Source organism: Chitinophagaceae bacterium (genome assembly GCA_016713085.1).
Taxonomy (GTDB): domain Bacteria; phylum Bacteroidota; class Bacteroidia; order Chitinophagales; family Chitinophagaceae; genus Lacibacter.
Genome location: JADJPV010000001.1, coordinates 1,138,340 through 1,151,206, shown reverse-complemented (window position 1 = coordinate 1,151,206; position 12,867 = coordinate 1,138,340). Strand labels below are relative to the sequence as shown.

Here is a 12,867-nt window from a genome sequence, read left to right as displayed (position 1 = left end):
TATTAGCTCAGTTTTTTTATGCTATGTGACTGAGGTGGCGAAGCTTTGCTCTGAATTGAAATGGGAAAGACAAAAAACTGGTACGCTGTATATACAAGGCCCCGATGGGAGAAGAAAATATGCCTTCATCTTGAAAAAAAGGGGCTGGAATTTTATTGTCCTCTTAATAAGGTGCGGAGAAAATGGAGCGACCGTTATAAAGTGATTGAAGAACCCCTGTTTAAGTCGTATGTATTTGTTTATATTACTGAAGAGGAAAAGGGCATTGTGAGGCTTTCGGAAGGTGTGGTTAATTTTGTGTATTGGGAGGGAAAGCCAGCTGTGATAAAACAGGCAGAGATTGAAATGATCCGTAAATTTCTGAAGGAGTACGAAGATGTACAAGCCAACCCGGTGAACATTGCAGCCGGAGAAAGAGTGAGAGTGAGAACAGGATTGATGATGGATACCGAAGGACTGGTGATTAAAGTGGTGAATAACAGGGCCTATGTATTGCTGGAGAGGTTGGGTTATGAATTGACGGCACAGTTTGAAAAGAGCAACCTGGAACCTGTTACAAATAATTAAACTGAAGCAACGTTACTGATGAAGATTTTTATACCGGATCAAATAAAAAATATGATGCGTAAATACTGCCTGTTGGGCATTTTAGCAATTACACTTTTCAGCGCCTGTGTTTCACCTGAACAACTGCGGAAAGAAAATGTGTATTTTAATGAAGGATTAGACACAGCTAAACTTGCCCAGTATCAACTGATTGAGCCCATTATTCAAAAAGGGGACTTACTGCAGATCACCATTTCCTCGAGGAGTTCGTCTTCCAATCAATTGTTCAGTCAGAATTATTCTTCAGCAACTGTAGGTTCCGGTGCCGGATCTTCTAATTCCAGTGCAGGTGTTTCACCCAGCGGTTACTTAGTTGACATTACAACCGGCGATATTAAATTGCCGTTGCTGGGAATTATTCATGCAGACGGTATGACCAAACTGGATCTTGAAAAGGAAATCATCAAACGTTCCTCAGAATATTTAAAAGAAGATCCGATTGTGAATATCCGTTACCTGAACTTCAGGGTAACCTTTTTAGGAAGTGTGGCTCAGCCGGGATCAAAAATATTTGAGTCAGAGCGGGTTTCTTTTTTACAGGCATTGGGCGAAGTAGGCGGTGTTGCACCGGGAGGTGATTTAAAAACCATCCTGCTTTCGAGGGAACAAAACGGTAAACGTACCATGCATTATATTGATTTAACCAAGGGTGATTTTTTCAACTCACCCAATTATTACCTGAAGCAGAATGATGTGGTATATGTGGCACCCACTAACCGCTATCTCAAAACAACTGATCAGTCAGTAACCCGCACAATGCAATATGTAGGTTTCGGTTTGAGTGCACTTAATATTATTCTATTATTTATCACGTTCTTTCGTTAATACAATTTCCTGATGGCAACAAACGGTTTTGAGCAAGTACAGCAAACAGAAACTGAAGGGAAAATGCTGACCTTCAAGGAAATCCTGTTTAAATATATTTCCAATCTTCCCCTGTTTTTCTTTGCACTGGGTATTTCATTGATTGTGTCTTGGGCCTATTTACGCTGGGCAACTCCTGTTTACAGTGTAAGCAGCAGTATGATTGTAAAAATGGAGAATGCGGCCAATATTAAAGGCGGCAACGATAAGTTCAGCAGTATGTTTAACCCGACTGACAAGATCAATATGGAAGATGAAATTGATCTCATGAAATCAAAAGAATTTCTTGGCAGGGTGGTTGACAGCCTGGGTGTGAACTCTGTATATATTGAACATGGAAAGGTAAGAAGCAGTGAAGTGTATAAGCAGTCTCCTTTTACTGTTGAAGCAGTGCGGATTGCTGACAGTACCAGATTTTATTCTTTTAATATTCAGTTGATAAATCAAACTACTTTTTTACTCAATAAGGAAACCAGGCCCCGGAGTTTTTACAGTAATATCGAAGATTACGGTTCCACATTCCGAATTATACCAAAGGGTTCAATGCTCAGTGGCAGTGAGGGTCGTCGGTTTACTTTCAGATGGATGCCGACTAAAGCAACTGCCGGAGAAATAGTTGGTAATTTAAACATTGCACAGAAAAGCCGTACCTCGAGTGTATTGATACTTTCACTCAGCACCCTGAATGTTGAAAAAGGAATTGATATTCTGAACCAGGTGATGAATGAATACGGCCGTTATAATATGGTAGACAAAAGCCGTATTTCCCAGAACTCGCTAAATTTTATCAACGAACGTTTAGATAAGCTGGAAGGTGAACTGGGAATTGTAGAGGGCAACCTGCAGAATTTTAAAAAGAATAATAAGTTTCTTGACCTGGAAGACCAGTCGCAGCTGTACCTGGAGAATATGACCACAACAGAAAAAGACCTCAATAAACAGGAGGTGCAGATCAAGATACTCGAGCTGCTGGAAAATTATATGCAGGATAAAAAGAATGCAAATAATCTTACACCAACGATTTTAACGTTAGAAGATCCTACACTTATTTATCTCGTTGCCGAGTATAATAAATTTGTATTAAAGCGGGAAAATGAACTGCAGTTAAGCAGGGGAAGGCAGCCCTGTGATCAGGGAAATTGAGCAGAATATTGAAAAAACCAGGACCTCCATTCTGGAGAACCTGAAAAATATCAAGCAATCTTATGTTGTTGCCAGGAATGACCTGGAGCGGCAGAATACAATCATCCGAAAAGAAATGTTTGCTCTTCCGGAAAAGGAGAGCCAGATCAGGGAAATTAAGCGTCAGCAACTAATCAAGAATGAACTTTTTACATTCCTCCTTCAAAAAAAAGAAGAAACGGGGATTCAGTTAGCATCCACCCTGTCTAATTCAAAAGTATTTGCTGAAGCGGAAGGCAGCAATACGCCTGTTTTACCCAAGCGAAAAAATGCGTACATGCTGGCCGTATTTTTTGGCATCCTGATTCCTGTAATTATAATCCTGATCAGGGACCTGATGAACGACCGGGTAACGAACAAAGGAGATATTACAAAGAACACGAGAATACCGGTAATTGGTGAACTTGGGCATAACGATAAACCTGAAACAATGGTAGTTGTGAAGAACAGCCGAACTATTCTTGCAGAACAGTTCCGGATCATCCGGTCGAACCTTCAATCTGTTTTGAAGAAGGAACGTACCCCGGTTTTACTGGTTACCTCTTCCTTCAGTGGTGAGGGTAAATCATTTGCTGCCACCAACCTGGCGGCTTCCATTGCATTAACCGGTAAACGTACGGTAATCCTTGAATTTGATTTACGCAAACCAAAAATTATCAGCGGACTCGGTATTGCCCGAACCTTTGGTATTACGCATTTTATTATCGGAAAAGTAAAACTGGAGGATCTGCCGGTTCCGGTTCCGGAAACAGATAATTTATTTGTGATTGCCTGCGGACCAACACCGCCCAATCCTTCTGAATTGTTATTAGATTCCAAGATCAAAGAACTGTTTGAATTCTGCCGTGATAATTTTGATGCGGTAATTATTGATACAGCCCCGATCGGGCTGGTGAGTGATTCTATGACGCTGGCAAATTTTGCTGATGCCACTTTGTTTGTGGTACGCCAGCGTTATACGTTTAAGAAGCAATTGCAATTACTGGAAGATCTTTACCAGCAAAAGAAGTTCCCCGGCACTTCTATTATTGTAAATGATATTAAGGTAGAAGGTTATAACAGTTATTACGGCTATGGCGGTTATGGGTACGGTTATGGTTATGGCTATGGTTATGGCTATGGTTATTATGATAATGATCCGAAGAAGAATAAATGGTATAATAAGGTGCTGCAGTTTGTGGGGATTAAGTAGAGCTAAGAGATCAAAAGAGGGGAAGGAGTTGAAAGAAGGGGAAGATAATTTTCGCTAAGCTCAAATGGTTTAACACAGAGGTACAGGGTTCGCAGAGGAATGGGGCTAAGAGTTCGAAAGAGGGGAAGGAGTTTAAAGAGAAATAAGTTTTATCTAATCATACGGTTGTTATAGTATCCCGTACGTTTAGTATTTATAAGTATTCTTTTCATTATTACAGATGTGCCGCATTGCCGGTATATATGATCCCACAGTAAAAAATCTGCAGCAGCAGATTGTTCACATGCGTGATTCCATGAAACATGGAGGTCCGGATGATGAAGGAATTCTTGTGCACCAAACATTGCCATTGGCATTTGGTCACCGGCGTTTATCACTGATTGATTTGAGTGCAGCTGGTCATCAACCCATGATTGATGACCAGCTGACAATAGTATATAACGGAGAAATTTATAATTATAAAGAACTCCGTAATACACTGAAACATTATGGTCACCAGTTTAAAACTGAAAGTGATACAGAAGTTATTTTAAAGGCATACCGTCAATGGGGAACAGATGCCTTTGAATATTTCAACGGTATGTTTGCATTAGCCATCTTAGATGAACAGAAACAGGAATTGATACTGGCAAGAGATCATGCCGGTATTAAACCGTTATATTATTATATTGATGATTCCTGTTTATACTTTGCTTCTGAAATGAGAGCTTTTCAGCAGGTGGAGAAAAAATTTGAAGAAAACCATAACTGGCAAACTGCTTTCTTAACCTTCGGACATTTACCCGAACCCATCACTACATTAAAATCAGTTGTGCCTCTTGAAAAAGGAACAGCTATGATTATTCAGCTGCCTTCTTTAGAAACTAAAAAACAGGTGTTTTTTGAATGGAAGTTCAGCGGCAAACTGAAGAATGAAGAGGAAGCATTACAGCTTTTGAGAGAGACCATGGAACAATCCGTTGAACGGCATCTTGTATCGGATGCACCCATCGGTTTGTTTTTAAGCGGTGGAATTGATTCCAGTCTGCTGACCCTGATTGCAAGTCGTACACAAAAAGAAAATCTGCATACACTGTCGATTGTATTTAATGAAAAGGCATTTTCAGAGGACCGGTTTCAGCAGCTCATCATTGATAAAACAAAAGCAAAACATCAATCTTTTCTTGTAACCAAAGATATTTTCAATGAAAAGCTGGACGATGCCATGCAGGCCATGGATCAGCCAACATTAGATGGAATCAATACCTATTTTATTTCAATGTATGCTAAGGAATACGGATTGAAAGCGGTGCTATCTGGCCTTGGTGCCGATGAATTATTCGGCGGCTATCCATCTTTTCAGCAACAGGGAAGAATGGACATGGTGAAGAAAATGCCAGATGGAATGCTGAGAGGGTTGCAGCATTTTCCTGATCACCGGATCCGCAAACTCAGTTATGCAGGCACACAGAATACAGCATCAGAATACCTGAGCTACCGTGGAATTTTTACACCTGTTTCTGTTGCCTCTTTACTTGGAAGTACTCAAAAAGAAGTTGAACTTGAGCTTGCCAATTTAAGTGAGCATTACCCGATCAACGGGTTAGCTAATGGTAACCGTGTAAGCTGGCTGGAAACGAATTTTTATATGCAGAACCAGCTGCTGAAAGATTCTGATTTTATGAGTATGTGGCATGGACTGGAAATCAGGGTTCCATTCCTTGATAAAGAAATGATGATCATGGCAGGAGTAATTGATGCTGCTCTGAAGTTTAAAAAATCGCCACCAAAGTATATGCTGGTAAAAGCATTTGAGCAGGAACTGCCTGTGGAAATATGGAAGCGAAAAAAGCAGGGCTTTACGTTTCCGTTTGAAGGATGGCTGAAAGAAAACGAATTCATTATGCCTTCAACAGAGGATGAGAAAAAATTTTACAAATCATTTCAGAAAAAACGTTTGTCGTGGGGCCGTTACTGGTGCGCCCTGCTCATGAGCAGGTTTTCGCAAAACGCATTTCATGCAGCAGCGTAAGATCCGGTTTCTTGCATTGACTGCTTTTTCAAGTATGGGCGGAATTGAAAAATTCAACCGGGCTTTTATGAAAGCCATGATTGATTTACAACAACCGCTGAATTTCCAGGCATCCTTTGCAGGTATGTATGACGATCATTCGGATGCAGCTTATGTACCACCCGAAAGTTTCCAGGCTTACTCCGGTAAACGTATCCGGTTTGTACTGCAGAATGTATTACAGTCGCTGCGGGTTGATGAACTGATCATTGGCCATATGAATCTTGCAATGGTTGGAGTGTTATATAAACTCCTGCGGCCATCCAAAAAATTAACGGTTATCTGTCATGGTATTGAAGTGTTTGAACCGGTGAGCGGAATTAAAAAAAAAATATTGCAGAAGGCTGATCAGATACTGGCTGTAAGTACGTTCACCAAAAATAAATTAGTTGAACTGCAGCAACTGCCTGCAGAAAAGATCAGTGTTTTTCCCAATACACTGGATCCGCATTTTCAACTGCCTGATGAGTTTTCGAAGCCAACTTATTTACAAAAAAGATACGGACTCAGTGAACAGCATAAAGTAATTTTTACTTTAACCCGTTTGAACAGTGAAGAAGGGTACAAAGGTTATGATAAAGTAATCAGCATCTTACCGCAATTAGTAAAGAGCGGATTGCGGTTTAAATATATTCTTGCCGGTAAAGCAGATGATACGGAGAAGAAGCGGATGCAAAAATTGATTACTGCCAACGGGTTAGAGGAATATGTGCTGATGCCAGGCTTTATAGCAGATGAGGAGGTAACAGCACATTATTTATTAGCTGATGTTTTTGTGATGCCCAGCAAAGGCGAAGGATTTGGTATTGTGTACTTAGAAGCCATGGCCTGCGGGCTGCCAGTGATTGCAGGCAATAAAGATGGCAGTACAGAAGCATTGCAGTTTGGTGAACTGGGAACATTGATTGATCCTGATAATGAAGAACAATTGCAGGAAGCAATACAAATCGTTTTGCATCAGCAAAAAGAACCGGGACAGCTTCAGCAGAAGATGCTGAACTTTTTTTCATTTGATCATTATAAAGAACGATTAGTACACAGTATTCGATTTTAATTTAACTAACAGCAAAATGAGTGAATTAAAACAACAGGAACATTGGGATATCGAGATTGCACCACAATCATCCCTGTTGAGCATTAATTTTAAGGAAGTATGGAAATACAGGGATCTGCTGCTCTTACTTGTGCGAAGGGATTTTGTTGCATTTTATAAACAGACTATTCTGGGCCCTCTCTGGTTTTTTATACAAACATTACTTACAACGGCGATGTACTTTATCATTTTTACAAAGGTGGCCGGCATTAAAACCGACGATACGCCGCCCATGTTATTTTATCTTGCCGGTGTAACCTGCTGGAATTATTTTTCTGAATCACTTACTAAAACGGCCGATACGTTTATTGCAAACGCAAGTATTTTTGGCAAGGTTTATTTTCCCCGGTTAGTTATTCCGCTTTCCATTGTAGTTTCCAATCTCATCCGTTTATTTATCCAGTTTCTTCTGTTTCTTTCCATGTGGCTGTATTACTTAATTACATCCGATAAGGTTCATCCGCACTGGGATGTGATGTTGCTGCTTCCTTTTTTAATTCTGTTAATGGCCGCACTGGCACTGGGACTGGGAATCATCTTTTCATCACTTACCACCAAGTACCGTGATCTCCGTTTTTTATTAACATTCGGTATTCAGCTAGTGATGTTTGCAACACCTGTTGTTTATCCGTTATCACTGGCTCCTGAAAAATATAAATGGCTCATCGTTGCAAACCCGTTCACAGCAATCATTGAAACGTTCCGTTACGCATTTTTAGGAAAAGGTGATTTTAACTGGATTTATCTTGGTTACAGTGTAGCGGCAACAGCAGTTATTCTGATTGTCGGGACGCTCATCTTTAATAAGGTAGAGAAAAACTTTATGGACACCGTTTAATACTATGTCACAAACCGTAATCGAAATAAGAAACCTTTCCAAAATGTACCGCCTTGGTGAAGTGGGCACAGGTACGCTTAGTCATGATCTCAACCGCTGGTGGCATAAGGTAAGAGGCAAAGAAGACCCTTTTTTAAAATTAGGACAGGAAAACAAACGGGACACAGCAGGTGGTGAATATGTGTGGGCATTGAAAGATGTGAACTTTGATGTAAAGCAGGGTGAAGTACTCGGCATTATTGGAAAGAATGGTGCAGGTAAGTCAACTCTGCTGAAACTATTATCAAGAGTTACTGCACCAACAACTGGAACGTTTAAAGCAAAAGGCCGCATTGCTTCTTTGCTGGAAGTGGGCACAGGCTTTCATCCTGAACTTACCGGAAGAGAAAATATTTTTCTAAACGGCGCAATCCTGGGCATGTCGAAAGAAGAGATCAAACGAAAGTTTGATGAGATTGTTGATTTTGCCGGTGTGGAACGGTATATTGATACACCGGTTAAACGTTACAGCAGCGGTATGTATGTGCGGCTTGCTTTTGGTGTATCGGCACATCTTGAAAGTGAAATTTTAATTGTGGATGAAGTACTGGCTGTAGGTGATGCTGAATTCCAGAACAAGTGCCTGGGTAAAATGAAAGATGTATCCAACTCTGAAGGAAGAACCGTTTTGTTTGTAAGTCATAACATGGGAGCTGTACGTAATCTCTGTACACATGCAATATTAATGGAACATGGCACTTTAAAGAAAGACGGACATACGGCTGATATTATTGACAGTTATTTATCAGGTGGCAATGAAGCCGACAGGATAATGGAGTGGGAAGAAAACGAACAGCCTTCCACCAGTGAAATAACCGTGCACTCTATTAAGGTGTATGATAACAAACACCGGCTGGATACACTGCTTACCACCACCGACGATCTGCATGTAGAAATTGAATACGATATCAAAGAAGAGATTAAAGATCTCCGTGTAGCCCTTAACCTGCTAACCTCTGATGGTACCAATATATTTTCCAGCAGCGATTATGGTTTCCAGGAAGATTCAAGACTGCGTGTGCCCGGCAGGTACAAAAGCATCTGCCATATACCCGGCAGCCTGCTTAATGCAGGTGTGTATGTTGCAACGGTTGACTTTGATATCCCGATTACACGATCCATCATCATGAGCCTGCCCGTTTCATTCACCATTTCCGAACTGATCTATAACCAGCTGGGAAATACCTATGCCAGTAAGCCGGGAGGCGTTGTTCATCCATTTTTAAAATGGGAAGTGAAAACTGAAGCAAGTTAAATGAGCAGAAAAACTTCATTTCCGGTTAGGGTCTGGAGATACTTTATCAGGAAGGCAGATGCAATGCTGTATCACTCCATTCTTGCCATACCCTATTTTCATTTTGTAAAAAATACAAGGCATTCGCCCGTGTACTGTTCTTTGCGCATGTGGTTTATGCAGAAGGTACTGGGGTTTAATAAAAAAGTTTACTGGCCTGTACATTTTACAAGTAAGATCAACCAGTATAAACATATCATTATCGGAGTTGAAGCAAATCCCGGATATGAACCCGGTTGTTATATCCAGGGAATAGGAAAAGTGTATATCGGCGATTATACACGGATTGCACAAAACGTTGGCATCATCAGTTCCAATCATAATTTGTACGACAGCAGCAAGCACGACTTAACATCTGAAGTAAGAATTGGAAATTATTGCTGGCTTGGTATGAACAGTGTGATTTTGCCAAACGTGACACTGGGAGATTTTACAATTGTTGGCGCAGGATCAGTTGTAACAAAGTCTTTCCCGGAAGGTTATTGCGTTATTGGCGGCAACCCGGCCAAAGTGATCAAATACTTAGAAAAAGAAAAGTGCATACCCTATAAAAGTGAGCCGGAATATATTGGCTATATCCCCAAAGAAAAATTTGAAGAATACAGAAAAAATAATCTCTGGGTGTAAATGATGCATTCAAAACTTAATTCCTATTCAGCTTTAAGCAGATGTTTTTCAATAACAGCTTTAATCATTTTATTAAGTTGTGGTTGTAATGTTCGGCATTACGAAGAGTCGGGTGACTATGTGCTGGAGAAAGGAGGTGATCTGCTCTGGTACAACCAGCCAAGCGGTTTTTTTTATGAAGGAAAGGAGAAAAGAACCTACTTAACATGGATGGACGATGAACGAAATGTAGAAGTTTGTTATTATGATGAAAATAAACAACAGCTTTCTGAGGTTAAAAAAATTAAGGAGTGGTCCTATCTTGATGATCATGGGCAGCCGGTTCTTCAGGTAATGCAAAACGGAAAATACAAAGGACATATTTTGGTGTTTCTTAATCTTCATAATTCTCCTTTATCTTTTATCAGATCTCAGGAAGCGGAAAATATCGAGGCATTCTCTGAAGAAAAAATTATTGATTCAGGAGCTGTTACTTATCCATCAATAGTCGAAGATAAAGCCGGAAGACTGATGGTTTTCTATAAGAAAAATGTATTTGAGCAAGGCGAAATCAGAACAAGAGCCCTTTTTTACAGGAGTTCAGATGACGGAGGAGATACATGGTCTTCAGAAAAAGAATTACTGAACTTCGGTAAAAACACTTGGATATACTCAATAGCACCAGCTATTAAAAATGATACAATTCATGTTGCATTCAGTATAAAAGATTCATTGAGTACAAAAGTTAAGGATGTGTTTTATGTAAGGAGCAGTGATTGGGGCAACTCCTGGGAAACTGAGAAAGCACAGCAGCTTTTATTACCGATTGGTCATTTGCCAGGTAAAATTTACGAAACACCTGCAAACAGTGAAACAAGGGTTTGGGATTTAAAAACTGACTTGTATGGCCGGCCCGTTATTGCTTTTTATAAATATAATACTGAAAACGGCGTTGCATATACTGCAGTGTATCGTGGAGACGTATGGAATATAACCCGGGTAAGTGAAAGTGAAAATGTTTATTACCCTGCAGGTATTGCTATTGATGAGAAAAACCCGGCAACAGTATACACTGCGGAAAATAACGGGGGAGGGGTAACCATTGCTGAAAGATTATACGACACATCAAAAAAAGGATATGAATTTGTCAAATACATTTCTTTAAATAAAACAAGAGATCAGGTAAGACCTCAGCTTGTTAAAAACTACAGCAATTTAAAATTATTATGGGTTGATGTGCTGGAGTATAAACATTATCAGAATTTCAAGACTAATATAAAGGCTTACTTTATTAATAAGCCAAAAAGTAATTAAAAAAGGTGCATATAGTTTCTATTATTACTCCGTCTTTTAACCGTGCAGATATTATTCATGAAACGGCGGAAAGTATTTTTAATCAAACCTATCCGCACTGGGAATGGGTTATTGTGGATGATGGAAGTACTGATAACAGCTGGGAACTCTTACAGCAATATGCAGCAAGGGATAACCGTGTAAAAGTATTTCAGCGCAACAGGGATCCCAAGGGTGCATGCCCTTGCCGAAATATTGCAGTTGATTATTGCAGCGGAGCGTATGTTATGTTTTTAGATACGGATGATGTGATTGAACCGTTTTGTATTGAAAACAGGATTCATTCAATGCTCAGTAACCCAGAACTCGACTTCGGCATTTTTCCTTCACTGATGTTCAGTAAAAAAACCTATGATCTCAACCTGTGGTGGAATATTGATAAGCCGGTTACAGAACTGGTACGCCAGTTTCACCAGGATGCTATTTGCCAGGGCACGGGCATCTTAATTAAAAAATCATCTTTTCTTAAAGTAGGGCGATGGGATGAGTACTTATATTTATGGCAGGATATTGATTTATTTTTCAGGTTATATATACAGAGTTATCGCTATAAAAATTTTTCAACCTGCCACCCGATCTGCACAACAGGGTGAATCACCAAAGTCTCAGCAGGAATAATTTCCTGGCATTGCCGAAACAGGAAAGCCGTGTGCTGGTGATTAAAAAAGCAGTTGATCTCCTGAAAAAAAATCAGCTGGAGAAATTGCTGCCCGAAGCAAAATATATGCTGGCAGAAATCCTTTCAGGTATGGCCCGTACAAAAAATATGAAGGAGCAAAGGAAATGATCAGCTGGGGATTTGATGAAAAAGTAATTACTGAAAAAGAAGTAAAGCTGTTGGGCAGTTATATAAATTATTACAGGTTTCGTTTGTATAAATTTCCGTTCCTGAAACACAGGGGCGAAAAAGTGTACAGGCATTTTCATGTAGAGTCAACACTCGGAAAATTAACGTATCAATCATAAACAGATGTCTGCAACAAAAAATATTGTTGGTTTAATACCGGCAGCCGGTAAAGGTTCAAGACTGGCACCCTTTCCCTGCCCGAAAGAATTATTTCCCGTAGGCTACCAGAATTATATGGTGAACGGAAGCATGCAACGGCGGCCCAAAGTCATCAGCCAGTACCTCATTGAACATATCATTGAAGCCGGGGCAAAAAAAGTACTGATTATTGTAAGTGAAGGCAAGGGCGATATTATGAAATATTACGGCGATGGATCAGGCTTTGCAGCCGATATTGCTTACCTGTACCAGGAAGAATTAAACGGTATGCCCAATGCTTTGAATCTTGCACATAACTGGATCGGCGACAGTACCGTGATGTTTGGTATGCCCGATACCATCATTGAACCCGATACTGTTTTTCAATCAATGCTTACTTCACATGAACAGGATGCAGCAGATGTAACACTTGGTTTGTTTCCCACCAGTTATCCTTCCAAGTTTGGAATGGTGGAGATGGATGATAAGAACAATGTGCTGTACACGATTGATAAGCCCCAAAAAAGTGATCTGCAGTATATGTGGGGTTGTGCCATCTGGTCGCCTGCTTTCACCAAACTTCTTGCTGAATTTGTAAGCAGCCGCAATGGTAATACAAAAGAGAATGTACTTGGCGATGTATTTAACCTGGCCATTGAACGGAAGATGAAGGTAAAAGGTTTTGCAGCTGCTGATGGTAAGTACATTGATATCGGGACTTCCGATGAATTAGACATTGCATTGAAAAAATTTCATTTATAACTC

Annotated in this window: 14 protein-coding genes; all 14 read left to right on the top strand. The window is 40.1% G+C overall.

The window, feature by feature from the left end:
- Positions 1-60: 60 nt before the first annotated feature.
- The 14 genes from IPK31_05510 to IPK31_05445 all read left to right on the top strand — a co-directional run bounded on the left by IPK31_05510 (position 61) and on the right by IPK31_05445 (position 12,864).
- Entirely contained in the window at positions 61-567 is a 507-nt protein-coding gene (locus IPK31_05510; GenBank protein MBK8087436.1) for a UpxY family transcription antiterminator, read from the top strand.
- A gap of 18 nt (positions 568-585) precedes the next feature.
- Positions 586-1,431 carry a polysaccharide biosynthesis/export family protein gene (locus tag IPK31_05505; protein MBK8087435.1) on the top strand — a complete coding sequence of 282 codons (846 nt, stop codon included), beginning with the start codon at positions 586-588 and terminating at the stop codon, positions 1,429-1,431.
- 12 nt (positions 1,432-1,443) lie between these two features.
- Positions 1,444-2,613: a hypothetical protein gene (locus IPK31_05500; GenBank protein ID MBK8087434.1), complete on the top strand. Its 1,170-nt coding sequence runs from the start codon at positions 1,444-1,446 to the stop codon at positions 2,611-2,613.
- Positions 2,597-3,844, top strand: a complete 1,248-nt coding sequence (locus tag IPK31_05495) for a polysaccharide biosynthesis tyrosine autokinase (GenBank protein MBK8087433.1) — start codon at positions 2,597-2,599, stop codon at positions 3,842-3,844. Before IPK31_05500 ends, IPK31_05495 begins: the two co-directional genes overlap by 17 nt.
- 220 nt (positions 3,845-4,064) lie before the next feature.
- Positions 4,065-5,855, top strand: coding sequence for an asparagine synthase (glutamine-hydrolyzing) (asnB, locus tag IPK31_05490; GenBank protein ID MBK8087432.1), 1,791 nt, complete (start codon positions 4,065-4,067; stop codon positions 5,853-5,855).
- Complete coding sequence (locus IPK31_05485; GenBank protein MBK8087431.1) at positions 5,842-6,948, top strand: glycosyltransferase family 4 protein; 1,107 nt, start codon at positions 5,842-5,844, stop codon at positions 6,946-6,948. The genes asnB and IPK31_05485 overlap by 14 nt, the downstream gene beginning before the upstream one ends.
- A 16-nt stretch (positions 6,949-6,964) precedes the next feature.
- Positions 6,965-7,825 (top strand): ABC transporter permease, encoded by an 861-nt coding sequence (locus tag IPK31_05480; GenBank protein ID MBK8087430.1) that lies wholly within the window; start codon positions 6,965-6,967, stop codon positions 7,823-7,825.
- 4 nt (positions 7,826-7,829) lie between these two features.
- Complete coding sequence (locus IPK31_05475) at positions 7,830-9,119, top strand: ATP-binding cassette domain-containing protein (protein MBK8087429.1); 1,290 nt, start codon at positions 7,830-7,832, stop codon at positions 9,117-9,119.
- A gap of 63 nt (positions 9,120-9,182) precedes the next feature.
- Complete coding sequence (locus tag IPK31_05470; protein ID MBK8087428.1) at positions 9,183-9,785, top strand: acyltransferase; 603 nt, start codon at positions 9,183-9,185, stop codon at positions 9,783-9,785.
- 3 nt (positions 9,786-9,788) lie between these two features.
- On the top strand, positions 9,789-11,078 hold the full coding sequence (locus tag IPK31_05465) for a BNR-4 repeat-containing protein (GenBank protein ID MBK8087427.1): 1,290 nt from the start codon (positions 9,789-9,791) through the stop codon (positions 11,076-11,078).
- 5 nt (positions 11,079-11,083) lie between these two features.
- Positions 11,084-11,710, top strand: a complete 627-nt coding sequence (locus IPK31_05460; GenBank protein ID MBK8087426.1) for a glycosyltransferase family 2 protein — start codon at positions 11,084-11,086, stop codon at positions 11,708-11,710.
- Entirely contained in the window at positions 11,707-11,904 is a 198-nt protein-coding gene (locus tag IPK31_05455; protein MBK8087425.1) for a hypothetical protein, read from the top strand. The genes IPK31_05460 and IPK31_05455 overlap by 4 nt, the downstream gene beginning before the upstream one ends.
- Positions 11,901-12,083, top strand: a complete 183-nt coding sequence (locus IPK31_05450) for a hypothetical protein (protein MBK8087424.1) — start codon at positions 11,901-11,903, stop codon at positions 12,081-12,083. Before IPK31_05455 ends, IPK31_05450 begins: the two co-directional genes overlap by 4 nt.
- Before the next feature lie 4 nt (positions 12,084-12,087).
- Positions 12,088-12,864 carry a nucleotidyltransferase family protein gene (locus IPK31_05445; GenBank protein ID MBK8087423.1) on the top strand — a complete coding sequence of 259 codons (777 nt, stop codon included), beginning with the start codon at positions 12,088-12,090 and terminating at the stop codon, positions 12,862-12,864.
- Positions 12,865-12,867 lie beyond the last annotated feature (3 nt).